The sequence below is a fragment of the Mesorhizobium sp. B2-4-3 genome, assembly GCF_006442815.1.
Lineage (GTDB): Bacteria > Pseudomonadota > Alphaproteobacteria > Rhizobiales > Rhizobiaceae > Mesorhizobium.
The window spans coordinates 25801-44149 of the sequence record NZ_VFVL01000041.1 but is presented as its reverse complement, the minus strand read 5'-3'; the positions used below and the strand labels follow the sequence as shown (position 1 = coordinate 44149).

The window sequence follows — 18349 nt, the reverse complement described above, 5'->3', positions numbered from 1 at the left end:
ACAAACCTGTGACAAACGACATGGGGCGGAAAAGTTCATCCATCACTCTTGACCACGGTCATAAGAGGGTCTGCGCTGCGTCGCTGCGCTCCTTGCTCCGCCCTAGAATGACGAAGTTGTGTTGGGTCCCGCTCGCTGTATTCATTGACTAAGTCAACTAAATGATCGATCCTGTCCGTGACAGGAGGAAATCCCGATGACGATCCACGACCACCCCGGCAAGGAGCGCATTGACACGGTCCGGTCCTTCAACCGCTTCTACACACGCCAGATCGGTCTTCTCGACGAAGGCCTGCTGAAGAGCCCGTTCTCGCTGACCGAGGCGCGGGTGCTTTATGAGCTTGCCAACCGCGACGGGCTGGTCGCCAGCGACCTGGTGCGCGAGCTTGGCCTCGACCCCGGCTATGTCAGCCGTCTTCTCAAGAAATTCGAGGAGCGCGGTCTGGTCGAGCGCGAAGCAAGCGAGGCGGATGCGCGCCGCGCCTCGATCGCGCTGACGCCTGCGGGCAGGCAGGCCTTCGCGCCGCTCAACCAGGATTCGCACGACCAGGTGCGGGCGCTGCTCGATCGCCTGGCGCCCGTCGACCAGGAGCGGCTGGTCAAGGCCATGCGCACCGTACAGGAGCTGCTCGGCGACAAACCCGAACCGAAGGAAGCCTACATCCTGCGGCCGCTGCAGGTCGGCGACATCGGTTGGATCACGCGCCGCCAGGGCATGCTATACACGCAGGAGTATGGTTGGGACGGGACCTTCGAGGCGCTGGTCGCCGAGATCCTTGGCGAATTCGTCAAGAAATTCGATCCGAAGTGGGAGCGCGCCTGGATCGCCGAGCGCGCGGGCGAGGTTGTCGGTTCCGTCTTCGTCGTGCGCAAGTCGCCGGAGGTGGCGAAGCTCAGGCTGCTCTATGTCGAGCCATCGGCGCGCGGCCTCGGCATCGGCGCGCGCCTGGTCGACGAATGCATCGCCTTCGCGCACGCCAAGGGCTACAAGACGCTGACCCTATGGACCAACGACATACTGGGCGCGGCCCGCCGCATCTACCAGGCTGCCGGCTTCAAGCTGGTCGAGGAAGAGCGCCACCATTCCTTCGGCAAGGATCTGGTTGGCCAGACCTGGGATTTGGAGCTTTAGCGCTCTTCCTTCTCCCACAAGGGGAAGGAAGGCGCTCAACCCTTAATCGGCGGCCAGATCCCAACCCGCCATTGCCGTGGTGCCGAACGCATCGCGAAAGGCCCGCGTGAAAGCCGTAGCCGGCATCGAGCGCGACCGAAAGAATATCGGGCGCGCCGCCGGCCAGCTTGCGCGCCGCTTCGCTCAAGCGGCGCGCCCGCATATAACCCATGACCGACCGTCCCGTGGCGGCGCCGAAGGCGCGCGTCACATGGAAGCGCGACACGCCGCTGCTTGCTGCTATTTCGTCGAGACTGATCGCGTCCGGGAGATGGCTTTCGACAAACCACAGCGCTTTCTCGGTCGGGTTCATGGTTCCTCGCATTTGGCCGGGCGACACTAGTCCCCGCGCCGGCGGCCAGTTTGATCGAAATTGCGCTTCGAGCGAAGTCGAACGACGTTGACAAGCCAAGGCAGTATGCCCTAACTAGTAATGTTATTACATATCAAAAGGAAATGAACGACTTGCGGCAACGACACGACAATCCCGCCATGTCTTTGGCGCGAGGGGCAGACGGAAGCCCGTTGCGACTCGCGCGCGGACAACCTACGATAGCTGCGTCATGGTCCCCGAGCCGCAAGGCGAGGGGTGAAAAGGGAACACGGTGAGGCTCCTCTGGGTCGAGGCCGTGGCTGCCCCCGCAACTGTGAGCGGCGAGCTCCATCCGAAACGCCACTGGCCGGCAAGGCTGGGAAGGCGGATGGCGTAACGACCCGCGAGCCAGGAGACCTGCCATCGACACGAGTTGACCGGACGGGGTGTGCCGGGAGGAGACGCGGGCACCGGTCTTGTCGGCCGGCTCGTCCAGCATCCTTCCGTCGCCATTTTTGGGAAGTGACGGAAATGTTGGACGCTTCAAGAGCAATTCCAGGAAAAGTGTGTAGCGGTTTTCCGTCTGGAATTGCGTCAAAACAAAGAGATAGAGCGGTTCGCCGTTTCCGTGAAACGGTGAAACGCTCAAGCCATCGCATCATCGTCTGTTCGCTGTGCCGCGATACCGTGACCGGGCGTAGGTCCGGCGGCGATTTGTGCGCCGACCTGCGCTCCAGGCTTTCCTTGCATCCGGCACCTTCCTTTGCCATCGAGACCATCGATTGCATGGCTGGCTGCTCGCGGCCGCTGACTGTGGCCTTCAAGGCGGAAGGCAAAGCCAGCTATCTCTTCGGTTCCATCGACAGGGGCACCGATGCCGGCGCGCTGGCCGAATTTGCCAGGCTCTATGCCTCGCTGCCCGACGGCTGGTGCAATTCCGGCCAGCGCCCGGCAAGGCTGGCCGGCAAGATACTGGCGCGCATCCCCGCCGTGGGGAAGGCCAGGGAGCAAGTCCGGTGAGCGCGCTCCTGCTTGAAGCCCGCGATCTGCGCGCCACGGCAAACGGCCGGACGCTGGTCGAGGATGTCAGCCTGTCGCTGGCGGCTGGTGAGCGCCTCGCCATCATCGGCCCGAACGGCGCCGGCAAGACGACGCTGCTGCGCATGTTGTGCGGCGCGTTGTCGCCGAGCCGCGGCGAGGTTCGCCTGGCCGGACGCCGGCTGGACAGGATCACCGCCGCCGAGCGGGCGCTCAGCATCGCCGTCGTCGGCCAGACGGACCAGCCGGATCCACGGCTGGCGCTGATCGACTATGTCGAGCTTGGTCGCGTCCCGCATGCCGCCCTGAGGCGCCGGCACGACGACCGCGACATCGTCGTCGAAGCGCTGCGCCGGGCCGGGCTCTTGCCGTTGCTCGCGCGCGCCATCGGCTCGCTCTCCGGCGGCGAGCGCCAGCGCGCGCAGCTCGCGCGCGCCATCGCGCAAGAGCCGAAGATACTGTTCCTCGACGAGCCGACCAACCATCTTGACCCGCGCGCCCGCGCAGAACTGCTCGAGCTGGTGGCCGAACTCAGCATGACCGTGGTCGCCGTGCTGCACGATCTCGCGCTTGTGGCGCCTTTCGCCACCAGCGTCGCGGTGATGAGCAACGCCCGGCTGCACGCGCTGGCGCCGCCGCGCGAGGCGCTGGCGCAGCCGCTTATCCGCGAGGTGTTCGGCATCGACGTGCTGCGCCTGCGGCACCCGACCGAGGACCGCGAGCTCACCGTCTTCGAGCTGCCTACGCGCGCTTCCTCGCCATCCTGAACCTGCCCGACCCGAACAATCCCAACAAGGAGCATCATCTCGTGAAACGCCTCGCCTTGTCGCTGGCCCTGTCGCTCGTCGCCTCGGCCGCCTTCGCTTTCCCGGTCACGGTCGACAGTTGCGGCAAGCCGCTCACCTTCGACGCGCCGCCGAAGCGCGCCGTCATCCAGGATCTCAACATGGCCGAGATGGCTTTCGCGCTGAAGCTGCAGCCGTCCATCGTCGGGCTCACCGGCATCACCGGCTGGTACAAGGTCGGCCCCGAGTTCAAAGCCGAGCAGGGCGCCATCCCGGAGCTGGCGCCAAAATATCCGACGCTGGAAAACCTCGTCGCCGCGCAGCCGGATTTCTTCTTCGCCGGCTGGTATTACGGCATGAAACCGGGCGGCGAGGTCACGCCCGACACGCTCGCCCCGCACGGCATCAAGACGCTGGTGCTGACCGAGAGCTGCGTCCATCTCGACAAGAACCGGCCCGCCGCCTCGATGGACCTGCTTTATGGCGACGTCGAGAAGCTCGGCAAGATCTTCGGCAAGCAGACGGAGGCCGAAAAGCTGGTCGCCGGCTGGAAGGCCGAGCTTGCCGATATCACCGCCAAGGTCGGCAACGCCAAGGGCACGCGCGTGTTCCTCTACGATTCCGGCGAGGACAGGCCCTTCACCGCCGGCAAGTTCGCCATCCCCAACGCCATGATCGCCGCCGCGGGTGGGGAAAACATCATGGCCGACATGGCGACGAGCTGGGGCGACACCGACTGGGAGACGGTCGCCTCGCGCAATCCGCAGTTCCTCATCCTGCTCGATTACCAGGATGGCGGCGGCTACAGGAAACTGCTCGATTTTCTTAAAGTCCATCCGGCCATGAAGCAGACGGACGCTGTCAGGAACGAGCGCTTCGTGGCGCTGCGCTACGCCGAGCTGACGCCCGGACCCGCCAACATCGAGGCGATCGGCAAGATCGCCAGGGCCATGCATCCGGAAGCGTTTTAGGTCTTGTGGTAGGAGCCTTTCCGTCGATGGATCATCCGCCTGTGAGATTGGCAGAAACATCCGCGAGTTCGTCATCCACGGGCGGAGCAAGGAGCGAAGCGACGCGGCGCAGACCCGAGGATCCATTCCGTGACCTTCGAGTGTCGCAACGCTGCAGAATTCTGCGCCGTGGCACGTCGCGCGCGAGGTCACGGCATGGATTCCAGGGTCTCCGCGACGGAGCTTCGCTCCTGCTTCGCCCTGGAATGACGACCTCGGTGAGGCTTCCGCAACTCTCGAACACCGGCGGGGCGATGACAGGTCTCACGACGTGAACGTGCGATATCGTTCCTTTGTCCTGGCAATGGTGCTGGGCGCGATCCTGCTCGCCGCGCTTGCGCTGCTTTCGATCGCCTATGGCTCGACGCTGATATCCTTGCGCGAGGTCGTCGGCGCGCTGGCGCATGCGGCCGGGCTGGACAGCCGGACTCCATCGGGTCCGGTCGGCAGCATCGTCGTCGACCTGAGGCTGCCGCGCACGCTGCTGGCGATTGCCGTCGGCGCCGGCCTCGGCGTCGTCGGCGCGCTGCTGCAGACCGTCACCCGCAACGACCTCGCCGACCCGTTCCTGTTCGGCCTCTCCTCGGGCGCGGCCGCCGGCGCGGTCTCCGTCATCACCGTCTTCGGCGACAGTTTCGGCATCTGGACGCTGCCGCTTGCCGCCTTCACCGGGGGCGTGCTGGCGGCGGCGATCGTGCTTCTGCTGGTGTCGCGGGTGAGGGGGCAGGGACCCGAGCGGCTGATCCTTGCCGGCCTCGCCGTCTCCTTCATGTTCACCGCGCTGACCAACTACCTCGTCTTCGCCGGCGACCAGCGCGCCGCGCATTCGGTGCTGTTCTGGACCATGGGCGGGCTTGGTCTTGCTCGCTGGGACAATATCGGCCTGGCGGCGCTGGGCGCCGGCGTCATCCTCGCCTACGGCCTGTGGAACCACCGCCGCTTCGATGCCTTCCTCGCCGGTGAAAGCGCCGCGGAGAGCCTCGGCGTGCCGGTGGCGAGGATGCGCCGCACGACATTCCTCGTCGCCGCTCTGGCGACTGCCATTCTCGTTGCCGTGGCCGGCGTGATCGGCTTCGTCGGCCTGATGATCCCGCATCTCGGCCGGCCGCTGGCCGGGTCGCTGCACCGGCCCATGATAGCGATCTGCGCGCTGTTCGGCTCGATCCTGCTTTTGGCCAGCGATCTGCTCGCCCGCACGCTTTTGCCGCCGCAGGAACTGCCGATCGGCATCATCACGAGCTCGCTCGGCGCCTTCTTCGTCGTCACCATGCTGGTGCGCCACCGGCCATGATCTCCTGGCCTTGGGGCGGGGCCTGCCGGCACCGACCCCTGCACGTTCATCGATCGCTAACCGTAAGCGACCTTGCCTTGCTGCCATGTCGATTTGCCGGCTTCTGGCACAAAGCATCCACTTGAATAGTAAGCACGCTTATTATATATCTCGCTCATGGTTTCAGATGGTATCGACAGATTGGGGTTTTTGATCCACGACGTGCAGCGCCTGATGCGCAAGCGTTTCGAGGCGCGCGCCAGTGGGTTGGGTCTTTCCTCGGCGCAATGGCGGCTGCTCGTGCGCGTCGCCAAGGAGGCCGGCGTCGCGCAGGCGCGGCTTGCCGAGCTCCTCGAGATCGAGCCGATCAGCGTATCACGCCTGGTCGATCGCATGGAGGAGGGCGGCTGGATCGAGCGCCGCCAGGACGCGACCGACCGGCGCGTGCGCATGATCTTCCCGACCGAGAAGGCGAACGCGGCCTATGCCGACGTCAAGAGCCTGGCCGGCGAGGTCTATGAGGAATCGCTGACCGGCGTGTCGGCGGAAGAACGCCGCGTCCTGATCCGCGTGCTGGACACCATCGTGCAGAATTTGACGGACGCCGAGACGTCGTCCCTGGAAAAGATGAAGAGTGCGGAAGGCGCAGCAGCATGAGCGCGGCAGCGAAGCTAGAAGACGACAACGTCACCAAGCTTGCGCCGGCGCAGCCGGTCGCTAATGCGTCGGCCCAGCCGGTCGCCAATGCGCCGGCGCAGCCGGTTGCTGAAGCCCCGGCGCAGCCAGCTGCCGCTCCGGTCGCGGTGGCGCCTGCGCCGCAGCCGGCACCAGCCGCGCCGAAGAAGAAACGGCGCCTCGGCCGTTTCCTCCTGATGGTCGCCCTGCCGTTGGCCCTGCTTGCCGGCGGCGCGTATGTCTGGGTGACGGGCGGGCGCTATCAGGAAACCGAAAACGCCAATCTGCAGCAGGCCAGGATTTCGGTCGCCTCCGACACGGCCGGCCGTATCGTCCAGGTCGGCATCGCCGACAACCAGCTGGTCAAGCAGGGCGACCTTCTCTTCGTCATCGATCCCGAGCCTTACAGGATCGCGCTGGCCCAGGCCGACGCGGCGGTCGCCGCGGCGCGCCTCAATGTCGAGCAGCTGCGCGCCGCTTACAGCCAGGCGATGGCGCAGGAAAAGTCCGCCTCCAGCGAGGTCGACTATGCGCAGTCGCAATATGGCCGCGCCGCCGATCTCGCGCAGAAGGGCATCAACGCCAAGTCGTCGCTCGACCAGGCCCGCAACGACCTCGACAAGGCCAAGCAGCAGCTGGCCGTCGCGGAGCAGGGCATCGTCAGCGCCAAGGCGGCGCTCGGCGGCAATCCGGACATCGAGACCGACAAGCATCCGGCCGTGATGGCGGCCTTGGCCGCGCGCGACAAGGCCGCCTACGATCTGGCGCAGACGACGGTGAAGGCGCCGGCGGACGGCGTCATCTACCAGGCCGCGTCCTTCAAGGTCGGCCAGTATGTGTCCGTCGGCACGCCGCTTTTCGCGCTGGTCGAGACCGGCGACACCTGGATCGACGCCAATTTCAAGGAGACCCAGCTCACCCATATGAAGCCGGGCCAGAAGGCCGAGATCGTCGTCGACACCTATCCGGGCCGCACCTTCGAGGCGACCGTCAAGGCGATCGGCGCCGGCACGGGCGCGGAGTTCTCGCTGCTGCCCGCGCAAAACGCCACCGGCAATTGGGTCAAGGTCACGCAGCGCATTCCCGTACGTCTGGAGTTGACCGATCCCGATGCCAAGATGGCGTTGCGCACCGGCATGAGCGCCACCGTCACCGTTGACACCGGCGTGGCGCGCGGCCTGCCGTCGGTCTTCGGTCACGCCACCGCAGGGGAGCAGGCGCAGTAAAGACAGCGAAGCCCGTCGCGATCCGGCGGGCATTGAGGGGATTGGTCTGGTGGAGACGTGGCAGGATCAGATAGGCAAGCCGCATGGCGGCTCGTTCGAAAGCTGAGGCTGGCACGGACCCGTCGGTCCTCAGGTTTCCGGGCGGCAGGCATCCGCTCCAACAGAGACTTTCGGTCGATGTAACCCCCACATCGATAGTCGCGTCCCACCGCGATGAAGATCTCTCAACGAAGGCTTTGCCGCCCGGGAACCCAATATACGCATTTTTGTTAGCTGCTGGAAGTTCAGCACCATGAGCACGCCCGAACCGTTCAAGGAAGTGCCGCACCGCGGACTGATCACCGTCGCGCTGATGCTGGCGACGATCATGCAGGCGCTCGACACCACGATCGCCAATGTCGCGCTGCCGACCATGACCGGCGACCTCGGCGCGTCGCCCGACAACATCAACTGGGTGCTGACCTCCTATATCGTGGCCGCGGCGATCATGACGCCGGTCACCGGCTGGCTTGCCGACCGGCTAGGCCGCAAGGAGCTGTTCCTCGCCTCCGTCGTCGGCTTCACCATCTTCTCCATGCTCTGCGGCCTTGCCTGGAGCCTCGAGACCATAGTGCTCTTCCGCTTGCTGCAGGGCGTGTTCGGCGCGGCCATCGTGCCGCTGTCGCAGACCTTCCTGCTCGACATCAACCCGAAGGAGCGGCATGGCCAGGCGATGGCGATATGGGGTGCCGGCATCATGCTCGGGCCGATCCTGGGGCCGACGCTGGGCGGCTGGCTGACAGAAAACTTCAACTGGCGCTGGGTGTTCTTCATCAACCTGCCGGTCGGCATCCTGGCCTTCCTCGGCATGGCCGCCTATCTGCCCGTCATCGCCAAGCGCGTGCGCGGCTTCGACTTCTTCGGCTTCGCCATGCTCTCGCTCGGCGTCGGCGCGCTGCAGCTTCTGCTCGACCGCGGCGGCGAGGTCGACTGGTTCAACTCGGTCGAGATCTGGATCGAGCTCGCTCTGTCGCTCACCGGCTTCTGGGTGTTCATCATCCACACGGTGACATCGGAGCATCCCTTCATCGATCCGAAAATCTTCCTCGACCGCAATTTCGTGACCGGGCTGGGCTTCATCTTCGTCATGGGCGTGCTGATCCTGGCCTCGATGTCACTGCTGCCGCCGATGCTGGCCAACATCTTCGGCTATCCGACCGTGACCATCGGCGTCGTGCTGGGTCCGCGCGGCATCGGCACGATGATTTCGATGCTGGTCGTCGGCCGCATCATGCACAGGATCGATGCCAGGATCCTCGTCGCCATCGGCTTCCTGCTCACTGCGCAGTCGCTCTATACGATGGCGAGCTTCACGCCGCAGATGGACAATTGGCTGATCATCTCTTCGGGCGTCGTCCAGGGTCTCGGCATGGGCATGGTGTTCGTGCCGCTGTCGACGGTCGCCTTCGCAACGCTCGACGCGCGCTACCGCACCGACGCCACCTCGCTGTTCAGCCTGGTGCGCAATCTGGGCTCGTCCATCGGCGTATCGGTGGTCGCGGCGCTGATGGTGCGCAACACCCAGATCAACCACACCGAGCTGTCGGCCTTCATCAACCCCTACAACCCGAACCTGTGGGCGGCCTCGCCGGCGGCGGCCGGCGGCGACCCCGCGGCGCTTTCGCAGGTCGACCGTGCGGTGAATGCCCAGGCGATGATGATTTCCTACATCAACGACTTCAAGATCCTGATGGTGATGACGCTGGTCGCGATCCCGTTCGTCATCCTGCTGCGCAAGCCAAAAGCGGCGCCGGCGGGTGGAGCGCCCGCAGCCCATATGGATTGATAAGGTCGCTGATCTCAGCCGGCCGCCGTTTTCAACGGCCCAGTACCAGTGCCCAATAGCGCAGCGCCGGATCTCGGCCGTCGCGCACGTAAGCCAGCCCGAAGCGGCTGAAGTCCGTATCGAGCATGTTGCGGCGGTGGCCGGCCGAATGCATCCAGATGTCGAACAGCTTCTCAAGGTCGAAACGGCCCTCGGCGATGTTCTCGGCCGCGGCGCCACGCACGCCATTGTCCTTCATGCGCGAGGCGAAATCCTTGCCCCAGCCGGTGGTGTGGCTCATGCGCTCGCGCGACGCCATGTAGCCGGCCTGCTGCAATGCCGCCTGCTCGAGCTGCGTGTCAGGGGCCAGCGCCGGCAGCCCAGCGGTGCTGCGGATACTGGCCAGCGTCGCCGTGGCGGACGAAGAGACGCCGGCGCCTTCGCCTGTCGGCACCGTGACGGTGCTGCAGGCCGCGATGCCGGTAAGCGCTGCAAGGCCGGCGGCCTTGAGCAGAAAACGGCGGTTCAGGTCGGGGAGGGCTGTGATGGCGATGCTCATCCGGCCTCTGATACCGGCGATCATGGCTTTTGCCGGGCAGGGCGGTGAAAATCGCCAGGCCGGCGATTCGACAACCTTGCCCGCCGATGGAGCCTCATTTTTCCGCACCGTGTCCAATTGCGATTTATGCTGCCGCCGGATGGCTACGGTACGTGGGCTGGTTAATGAAATCTTACTTAAGCACGGATGGCATATTGAATCGGTGCGACGGAACGATCATATTGAGACAGGGCAACGGGGCTTGATGTGCCATGACTGGCACTTGGTGGCTTGTCGCGATTTCGATTTTACTCTCTGGCGCTGCTGTAGCAGGCTACGTCCTGTTCTTTGCGGATGCAGCTACTATTAGCTTTGTGAACGATGACAATCCACGCTTCCGCGCAGCGGGTAGGATTATCAGCTTCGCGATATCGCTTGTTGTTCCTGTCGGGATAGTTGCCACCGTTTACGATCCTCCGGATCCCACCAAAGCGCGTCTTGCAGAACTGAAACTGGCCAGATCTGGTGAAACCGGAAAGGGTGAAGATTTCAACCTTCTCTTCCAGCATGGACAATCGTTCTCCGAGTTCGACCTCTCGTGCGACGGCGTTGGGGAGACGAGGAGCGACCACTGTTACATGCGCGCGATCTTCGCCGACATCGCCATGACCCATCGCGCGGGCACCGTGGGTATGGAGCAAGTTGGAAAGGTCGATTTTTCTGGCAATCTTTTGCTCCGTTTTGCCATGCAGGATGTGAATCTGGACGCGGTTCTTGATCAAACCACGATAATCAACTCGGTGATCTTTCGATCGGTTATAGCCGGCACGAGAGGTACGATCATCCGATGGTCCGACATTACCGGCAGCTTCGTTGGTGGAGACGTTTGCGCAAGCTTTACCATGGTGGGAGTGAATATTAGTGGAAGCGAATTACCAGGCATCGGCAATTGTTCCCCATTGCAGTTGCGCGACTTCTACTATTGGGCAGATCAGCCCCCAATGGAAACGGTGGCGGTAAGCACCGGCATTCTTAGCTTCACGGGAAGCGATCTAACGGTAGCGCGTCTGCCGATGGGCAAGTCTGATGCGCCAGCGACTGTGAAGGTTCCAATGCGGGCTGAGGTTCTGAAATTTATGACCATTTGCGCTCCGCCGCAGGGCTATGATCTGCGACCTAAGCAGCTAGAGGCTCGATTGAACATCCCGATCAGGCCCGAGCGCCTGCTTTATCAGACGTGCAAGCCCATGACTCTTGACCAAGCCGTTGCTGCCTTCCCGGACTCTTACACTCGGCGCTAGACGCGTCGCGAGGAGGGGGTAGCGCCGAACCACGGCGATTGACACCCACAATTTCAAAGGTCGGCGCTGCCCCTCATCCGCCCCTTCAGGCACCTTCTTCCCGTAAACGGGCTGAAGGCCCTATTATCCGATGAAAATCGCGTGAAGCGGCGACTTTTCCCGGAAGATCGATTATGATGCGGTCGTTCTTGAAGTGGCAGCCACGGGCGGCCACCGCAGGCGGTGACCGACCCGCGTTGATCTGGCGCATGATTGCTTGGCGAGAACCTCCTGGTTTTCGGGCTCATGCACTGACAAACGGAGGACGGTTATGGCCGGTTTTCATGTCATGGCGGACGCGTACGGGATGCATGCGCAGCCTACGGTGCGCCACATCTCCACCTCGGACCTCTGGGATGCGCTGAAGCTCGGCGCCGAGGATTTCTGGGCCAAGCCCTCGCATTATGTATTCCTATGCCTGGTCTATCCGATCGTCGGGCTGATCCTGACGCGATGGACCTCGGGCTCGAACGCCATCCAGCTCGTCTATCCGCTGATGTCGGGTTTCGCCCTGATCGGCCCGTTCGCGGCCATCGGCCTTTATGAGATCAGCCGCCGGCGCGAGCTCGGCATGGACACCCACTGGCGGCATGCGCTCGATGTCCGCCATTCGCCGGCGCTGCCGTCGATCGCGGTCATCGGCATCCTGCTCTTCGCGCTGTTCCTCTTGTGGCTGTTCACCGCGCAGTCGCTGTACACCAGCCTGTTCGGCGCCGCGCCGCCCGCCTCGGTCGGTGCTTTCGTGCGCGACGTGCTGACGACCGGCAAGGGCTGGACGCTGATCCTCGTCGGCAACGCCGTCGGCTTCGTTTTCGCCGTCGTCGTTTTGGCCACCACGGTCATTGCCTTTCCGCTGCTGCTCGACCGCGATGTCGGCGCCGTCTCGGCGATCGAAACCTCGGCCCGGGCGGTGATGGCAAACCCGCTAACGATGGCGCTTTGGGGCCTGACCGTCGCCGTGTTGCTGGTGGTCGGCTCGATACCGCTGTTTGCCGGGCTTGCCGTCGTCATGCCGATCCTCGGCCACGCGACCTGGCATCTCTACCGCAAGGTGGTCGAGCCGGAGCAGATCCGGCCTGCACGCCGGCCGATGTAGGACGGCCGCGCGTTCTCGGGCTGACGGCTATCTTTGCGCCTCGGTCGCCATTCTCAAGGCCAGCGCCGTCAGCACCGTGCCCATCATCCAGCGCTGCACGACCAGCCAGAACGGCCGTCCGGCGAGGAAATTCGCGATCGAGCCGGCCGTCACCGCGATGATGGCGTTGACGGTGAGGCTGATCGAGATCTGCGTCACGCCGAGCACCAGAAGCTGCGACAGGACATGGCCCTTGGCCGGATTGATGAACTGCGGCAGCAACGACAGGTAGAGCACGGCCACCTTCGGATTGAGCAGGTTGGTCATCAGCCCCATGACGAAGAGCTTGCGCGGCCTGTCCCTCGGCAACTCGCGGACCTGAAAGGGCGAGCGCCCGCCGGGCTTCAGCGCCTGCCAGGCGAGCCACAACAGATAGAGCGCGCCGGCGAAGCGAAGCGCGTCGTAGGCGTAAGGCACGGCGAAGATGAGCGCGGTGATGCCTAAGGCCGCCGACACCACGTAGAACAGGAAGCCCAGCGCCACGCCGCCGAGCGAGATCAGCCCGGCTTTCGGCCCTTGCGACAGCGAGCGCGAGATCAGGTAGATCATGTTCGGGCCTGGCGTGAGCACCATGCCGAGGCAGATCAGCGCGAAGGTGAGATGGTTGGCGGCGTCGGGCATCGGAGTCTCCAAGAGCGCAAACAGTCATCACGGCCGCTCGCCGGCCGCAAGGGCATGATCGCGGGAGCTTTTGCGCCAGTACTCGAAAACTGGCGAAAGCAGCTGAGCTGCTGATCTCCCCCCTTGCGGGGGAGATTAGAAGCTTTCGCGCCGGCGCTCTTCCACCGACGCTAAGTGCGCCTACCCGACCACGCGCAAATTCGACAACTCGTTGGCAATCTCCTTGAAGTTGTCGGAGAGCGTTGCGCCGGTGGCGTTCCAGAACAGCTTGGCCGGTTTGCTGGGATCGGTCGGATCCTTGCGGAAGCGGGAATCGGAAGAGCAGGCCTTCAGCGCGGCCATCGCCTTCTGGTCGCTCGAGCTGGTCGACGACATGTCGAGCGCGACCGTCATCACCATGATGTTGGCCGCCTTGGCGTTGTCGCACAGCTTTGCCATCTGCTCGTTCATCGCCGCGGTGTAGTTGCTCGACGAATAGTTGAACTGGCCGATGGCGCTCGACGTGCCGCCGAACAGGCGGGTGACCGAGGTGCCGTTATAGCCGACGCCGGTATAGCCATAGGCGGCATAGGTCGACTTGTTGCCGGCCGGGTCGGGACTGACCGTCGAATAGGTGTTCTCGCCGTCGGTGAGCACGATGACGACCTTGTCGTTGCCGCGCTCGGATTCCGGACGGCCTCCCGTGAAGGGTTCGGCGCTCGACACGGTGCGCCAGCCCCAGGCCATGCCTTCGGGCACATTGGTGTTGCCGTTGGGCTTCATCAGGTCGATCGCCGCCTTGATGGCCGCGAGCCCATCCGTTTGGGTGACGTCGGTGAGCGGCGTGATCGGCGTCGTCGTGCAACTGTAATTCGGGCCGACGCCCGAACTGAGGGTCGGAGCATCGATCGGCCGCGGCTGAAAATATTTGGCCATGTTGGACTGCCTGGTCTTACCGGTGGTGCTCAACGGATCGTCGTTCCACCAGCTGTTCGCCGCGCCATAGGTCGTCGGGTCCGGTTCAAGCGGGTTCTGGGTCACCTTCCAATGATTGCCTGGCTCGTCCGGCGCGAACATCGGCACGAACATGGTCGCGGGATCGCCGACGCCGATACCGGTGTTGTTGGGGCCGCCCGAGGCCGGCGTATCCTCGACATTGTAAGGGTAGGGGCGGACCTCGACACAGCCCTGCCAACTGGCGAATGGCCCGTAGGTGTCGTTGTAGTCATATTCCGTATGGCTGTGCGAACAGGTGTGGTTCCAACGATATGTGTCGCAGACGGTCCGCGCGCTGCCGACGACGCGCTCGTGGCTGGTCACCACCTTCATGTCCTGGTAGAGTTCGAAGCGGCTGAGGACCTGGTCCTCCTCGTTGCCCCAGCCGGCGCCTTTCTTGTACCAGATGCCGTTGATCTTCTGGGCGTATTTGTCGGGCGCGTTCAGCGTCGACCAGTCGAAATTCTCATTCGCTATCGGCGACAGCCCGTAGGTGTCCATCCAGGGGGCGTTGTCGTTGTCGGGCCCCACATTGACCGATGCCGCGAACGGCACGAGGCTGAACTGGACCGGCTTGTCGATCTGCTTGATCTGCGACGCCTGCTGGGCCAGCGTGTCGACGAGCTGCTTGGCGGCCTGCTTGAGCAGGTCGATGCGCTTCTGTCCCGTGCCTGTGCCGGGCGTTGTCATGGAGCCCGAATTGTCGAGCACCATCGCCACTTCCAGCGTGTTCTTCAGCCGCACCTGGGAGCACATCTCGAGCTGGATCGGCTTATGCGCATCGCCATCCGATGCGCCATCGAGCAGCGCGGCGGCTGGGTAGAAATAGGGATGATAGGTGAGCGTCGCGCAAAGCTTCATCAGGCCGCCGCCGGTCTGGCTGCTCGGCAGCGTGACATCGAGCGAAAGGTTGCCGGGCTCGATACCATTGAGGTTGGAATTGAAGAAGCCGGCCGCGTAGGTCCTGATCTGGTCGTCGGTCGCCCCTTGCGAAAGCCGCACCGCGGCGGCGAAATTGGCAGCGTCGAGCGCGTTCAGCACCATCTGCTTTTCGCGGTTGAGCTCACCGAAATCGACACCCATGGCTACTGCGCCCATCAATGGCACCATGGCGATAGCTGTCATAAGCGCATAGTTGCCGCGGCGGTCACGGCAGAATTGATGCCAGAATTTGCGCATTTTTCTTGAGCGGCCCCCCGCCGGCGGATTCTCTGTCGGGCCACACTTCCACAAAACGCTGAAGGACCGGTTTGCCAAACCGCTCGATTGCTTAACGACGGTTTCACCAGGCGCTAACCAAACCAATTGCGGCGGCATCGCGTACGACGAGAAACGCCCGCCTTACGACGGGCGTCATCGATCGTTTGTCGTGCCGATCAACCGACGATGCGCAGGTTCGACAATTCGTTGCCGATCGCCTTGAAGTCGTCCGACAGCGTGGCACCGGTCGAGTTCCAGAACAGTTTCTTCGGCGTCTTGCCAGTCGGGTCGGCTGGATCCTTAGCGAAGCGCGAGTCCGACGAACAGGTTTTCAAGGCTGCCATCTGCGCCGCCTCGGCCGTGTTCCTTGAATCGAGGTCGAGCGCGATGGTCATGACGATGATGTTGGCCACCTTGGCGTTGTCGCACAGCGTTGCCAGATGCTCGCTCATGGCCTTGGTGTAGTTCGTTTCCGTGTATGTCGTCCTATCGAAGTTTGCATCGGCGTTCATATACAGGCGGGTAGTGCTGGTGCCGCTGTAGCCGACGCCCGTGTAGCCATAAGCGGAATAGCTCGACCTGTTCAGCGGATAGTCGTTGGCGCGGAAATAACTGGGTGTGTAATAGGTGTTGGCCCCGTCGGTGAGCACGATCACGACCTTGTCGTTGCCTTTTTCCGTTTCGGGTCGGCCTCCGGTAAAGGGAGCCGTGCTGGACAGGGTTCTCCAACCCCAGGCCATGCCTTCGGGTACATTGGTAGCGCCGACTGCGACCATGGCGTCGATGGCGTTTTTGACAGTGGTCGAGCCGGTGGCGTTCGATACGTCCGTGAGCGGGGTGATCGCCTTTGTGGTGCAGCTATAGTTCGGTCCGCCGTCGATTGGCGCAGGCAAGGGAGCTTTGTTGAGCGGGGCCGGGGCGAAGTACTTCGTCATGTTCTTCTGCCTGGCCAATTGTGCGGCTTGGCCGGTGGAGGTGGTCGCATCCTTGTCATCCCACCAGCTGTTGATCATGCCGAAGGTTTTGACGTAACCGTTTGAAAGCGTCCACTGGTTGCCAGGCTCATCCGGTGCGAACATCGGCACGAACATCGTGGCCGGTGTTGCCGACGTGGCGGGGGCATCGTTGATATTGTAGGGATAAGGTCGCGCCTCGACACATCCTCCCCAGCTCGCGACTTTGCCGTAGGTGAATGTCGCGTTAGGCAGGCAGTTGCCGCTCAAATCCTTTAAACTGCATGCGGTCACCCGCGTCATCTGATCAAAGACTGAAAAGCGCGTCAGCGCCTGATCCTGCTGTGTTCCCCATTGCGAACCGCGCGCATACCAAACGCCGCCAACCTGCTCCGCCCACCTGTTGGCGTTGAGCGCCTTGGTCATGGTCGCCCAGTTGAAATTCTCATGCTGGATGGGTGAAATACCAAACGGATCAAGCCATGCCGCACCCTGGTAGGTGGGGCCGACATTGACCGAGGCGGCGAAGGGCACCAGGCTGAACTGGACTGGCTTGGAAACCTGCTTCATCAACTGCGCCTGGCCGGCCAACTGGTCGACGAGCTGCTTGGCGGCACTCTTGAGCAGATCGAACCGCACCTTGTTCGAGACGCTGATATCGTTCATCGAGCCCGAATTGTCGAGCACCAGCGACACTTCCAGCGTGTTCTTGAGGCGGATTTCGGATTTGGCCGAGAAGCTGATGTTCGTCTGGCCCGGCGTTCCGCCAAGCAATGCGACCGCAGCCGGCAGGAAATAGGGTTGGTACTTCAAGGCCGCCTCGAGAACCAGCGTGCCGCCGCCGGCATTGTTGTTGGGCAAGGTGACCGTCAGCGTCGTGTTCGCCGGAAGAACGTGCCTGAGATTGGCCTCGAAGAATGTCTGGGCATAGGCTTTGGCTTCGGCGTCGGTGGCGCCGGCCACGATCTGCTGTGCCGTCGCGATGCCGGCGGCATCCAGCGCGTTCAGCGTCTCCTGCCGCTCCCTTATGAGCTCGGTATAGTCGACCGCCAGCGCCACGCCGCCCATCAGCGGTATCATGGTGATGGCCGTCATCAAGGCATAGTTGCCCCGTCTGTCGTGTAGGAATTTGCGGATCAATGCCCTTAGCCCCCGCCAGGATCCAATAGTTTCTCGTTTAGCATGATCATGAATCGTTAAATTTTAGCTCTCTCGAAAGCGTCAAGGTCGCACGGTCATTTGACAGGGTATTAACCCTGTGCGCCGACGCGCCGTCGAAGGCCGGTGCCGGAAAGCTGGTGACAGGATGAAGCGCTTCGGTTATGCGGGACCGGCCGTGGCGTCCTCTGAACTGAAGAGTGGCTGTCGCGGTCTTGTCAGGGATCGAGATCAGGGACACGGCATGGCGGATTCGCCTGGCATCATCGCTTCGCTCGACGATCTAGCGGGGCGTTACGCCGCCATACTGTGCGACGTATGGGGCGTCGTGCATAATGGCGAATGGCACTTTCCGGACGCCGCGGCGGCGCTTGCAAGGGCGCGCGCGGCCAATGTGCCTGTCGTGCTCATCACCAATTCGCCGCGCCGCAGCGCCGACGTCGTCGCCCAGATGAAGGTCATCGGCGTGCCGGCCGACGCCTTTGACCGGGTCGTCACATCAGGCGACGTGACCCGCGACCTGATCGCCGATGGCCCGAGGAAGATCTTCCATATCGGACCCGAGCGCGATTTCACACTCTATGACGGACTTGATATCGACATCGTCGAGGAATTCGAGGCCTCTGGCATCGTCTGCACCGGGCTCTATGACGACGAGGTCGAGAAGCCCGCCGACTATACGCAAATGCTGCAGCGGCTGCGCGCCCGCAATCTGCCGTTCATCTGCGCCAATCCGGATATCCTGGTGGAGCGCGGCGAGCGCACCATCTGGTGTGCCGGCGCGCTCGCGCGGGATTACGCGCAATTGGGCGGGCGCACGCTGATTGCCGGCAAGCCCTTCGCGCCGATCTACGATGTGGCCATGAAGGAGGTCGCCGGCCTTCTTGGCCGCGCCGTCGAGCGCTCAGAGGTTCTCGCCATCGGCGACGGCATGATGACGGATGTCAAGGGCGCGGCCGACAACGGCTTCGACGTGCTCTACGTCTCGGGCGGCATCCACGCTCGCGACTATGGCGATCCGCTCCGCCCCGACCCTGAAAGGTTGGCTGGCTTCCTTGAAAAGCACGGCTACCGGCCGGTCGCCGTCATTGCGCGTCTGCAATAGGTTGGTGGTCTGGCCATGACGGACACCTCGAT

General features: G+C 63.4%; 15 protein-coding genes, 1 pseudogene and 1 riboswitch. Of the genes and pseudogenes, 11 read left to right on the top strand and 5 right to left on the bottom strand.

The window, feature by feature from the left end:
• The first annotated feature begins 196 nt into the window (after positions 1 to 196).
• Positions 197 to 1132, top strand: a complete 936-nt coding sequence (locus tag FJ956_RS27540; RefSeq protein WP_140683207.1) for a bifunctional helix-turn-helix transcriptional regulator/GNAT family N-acetyltransferase — start codon at positions 197 to 199, stop codon at positions 1130 to 1132.
• 75 nt (positions 1133 to 1207) lie between these two features.
• Here the strand turns inward: FJ956_RS27540 and FJ956_RS30940 are convergent.
• Positions 1208 to 1484 (bottom strand): annotated as a pseudogene (locus FJ956_RS30940) (AraC family transcriptional regulator); the annotation flags it as partial.
• A 234-nt stretch (positions 1485 to 1718) separates the two neighbouring features.
• A riboswitch (cobalamin riboswitch) is annotated at positions 1719 to 1924 on the top strand.
• Positions 1925 to 2120: 196 nt separating this feature from the next.
• Here FJ956_RS30940 and FJ956_RS27530 point away from each other — a divergent pair.
• The 7 genes from FJ956_RS27530 (at position 2121) to FJ956_RS27500 (ending at position 9313) form a co-directional block, all read left to right on the top strand.
• Entirely contained in the window at positions 2121 to 2504 is a 384-nt protein-coding gene (locus FJ956_RS27530) for a DUF1636 family protein (RefSeq protein WP_181170358.1), read from the top strand.
• Positions 2501 to 3289, top strand: a complete 789-nt coding sequence (locus FJ956_RS27525) for an ABC transporter ATP-binding protein (protein ID WP_140683216.1) — start codon at positions 2501 to 2503, stop codon at positions 3287 to 3289. The genes FJ956_RS27530 and FJ956_RS27525 overlap by 4 nt, the downstream gene beginning before the upstream one ends.
• Positions 3290 to 3330: 41 nt before the next feature.
• Complete coding sequence (locus tag FJ956_RS27520; RefSeq protein ID WP_140683219.1) at positions 3331 to 4278, top strand: ABC transporter substrate-binding protein; 948 nt, start codon at positions 3331 to 3333, stop codon at positions 4276 to 4278.
• 343 nt (positions 4279 to 4621) lie between these two features.
• On the top strand, positions 4622 to 5608 hold the full coding sequence (locus FJ956_RS27515) for an iron ABC transporter permease (protein WP_140683308.1): 987 nt from the start codon (positions 4622 to 4624) through the stop codon (positions 5606 to 5608).
• A gap of 156 nt (positions 5609 to 5764) precedes the next feature.
• Positions 5765 to 6244, top strand: a complete 480-nt coding sequence (locus FJ956_RS27510) for a MarR family transcriptional regulator (protein WP_140683222.1) — start codon at positions 5765 to 5767, stop codon at positions 6242 to 6244.
• Complete coding sequence (locus FJ956_RS27505) at positions 6241 to 7488, top strand: HlyD family secretion protein (RefSeq protein WP_140683225.1); 1248 nt, start codon at positions 6241 to 6243, stop codon at positions 7486 to 7488. Before FJ956_RS27510 ends, FJ956_RS27505 begins: the two co-directional genes overlap by 4 nt.
• A 292-nt stretch (positions 7489 to 7780) precedes the next feature.
• Positions 7781 to 9313 carry a DHA2 family efflux MFS transporter permease subunit gene (locus tag FJ956_RS27500; protein WP_140683228.1) on the top strand — a complete coding sequence of 511 codons (1533 nt, stop codon included), beginning with the start codon at positions 7781 to 7783 and terminating at the stop codon, positions 9311 to 9313.
• Between the two features lie 31 nt (positions 9314 to 9344).
• Here FJ956_RS27500 and FJ956_RS27495 read toward each other — a convergent pair whose 3' ends face one another.
• Positions 9345 to 9851, bottom strand: a complete 507-nt coding sequence (locus FJ956_RS27495) for a CAP domain-containing protein (RefSeq protein WP_140683231.1) — start codon at positions 9849 to 9851, stop codon at positions 9345 to 9347.
• 251 nt (positions 9852 to 10102) lie between these two features.
• Here FJ956_RS27495 and FJ956_RS27490 point away from each other — a divergent pair, with 251 nt between their 5' ends.
• Both FJ956_RS27490 and FJ956_RS27485 read left to right on the top strand, forming a co-directional pair.
• Entirely contained in the window at positions 10103 to 11131 is a 1029-nt protein-coding gene (locus tag FJ956_RS27490) for a hypothetical protein (RefSeq protein ID WP_140683234.1), read from the top strand.
• Between the two features lie 310 nt (positions 11132 to 11441).
• Positions 11442 to 12266 (top strand): DUF2189 domain-containing protein, encoded by an 825-nt coding sequence (locus tag FJ956_RS27485; RefSeq protein ID WP_140683237.1) that lies wholly within the window; start codon positions 11442 to 11444, stop codon positions 12264 to 12266.
• Between the two features lie 27 nt (positions 12267 to 12293).
• Here the strand turns inward: FJ956_RS27485 and FJ956_RS27480 are convergent, their stop codons facing one another.
• From FJ956_RS27480 to FJ956_RS27470, 3 genes are all read right to left on the bottom strand, one after another.
• Complete coding sequence (locus tag FJ956_RS27480) at positions 12294 to 12926, bottom strand: LysE family translocator (RefSeq protein ID WP_140683240.1); 633 nt, start codon at positions 12924 to 12926, stop codon at positions 12294 to 12296.
• Between the two features lie 180 nt (positions 12927 to 13106).
• The gene (locus FJ956_RS27475; RefSeq protein WP_140683243.1) at positions 13107 to 15080 is read right to left on the bottom strand and encodes a pilus assembly protein; all 1974 of its coding nucleotides are present in this window, start codon (positions 15078 to 15080) and stop codon (positions 13107 to 13109) included.
• Positions 15081 to 15277: 197 nt separating this feature from the next.
• Entirely contained in the window at positions 15278 to 17194 is a 1917-nt protein-coding gene (locus tag FJ956_RS27470; protein ID WP_281405635.1) for a TadE/TadG family type IV pilus assembly protein, read from the bottom strand.
• 262 nt (positions 17195 to 17456) lie between these two features.
• On the opposite strand from FJ956_RS27470, the gene FJ956_RS27465 reads away from it, so the two are divergent.
• On the top strand, positions 17457 to 18317 hold the full coding sequence (locus FJ956_RS27465) for a TIGR01459 family HAD-type hydrolase (RefSeq protein ID WP_140683249.1): 861 nt from the start codon (positions 17457 to 17459) through the stop codon (positions 18315 to 18317).
• Positions 18318 to 18349 lie beyond the last annotated feature (32 nt).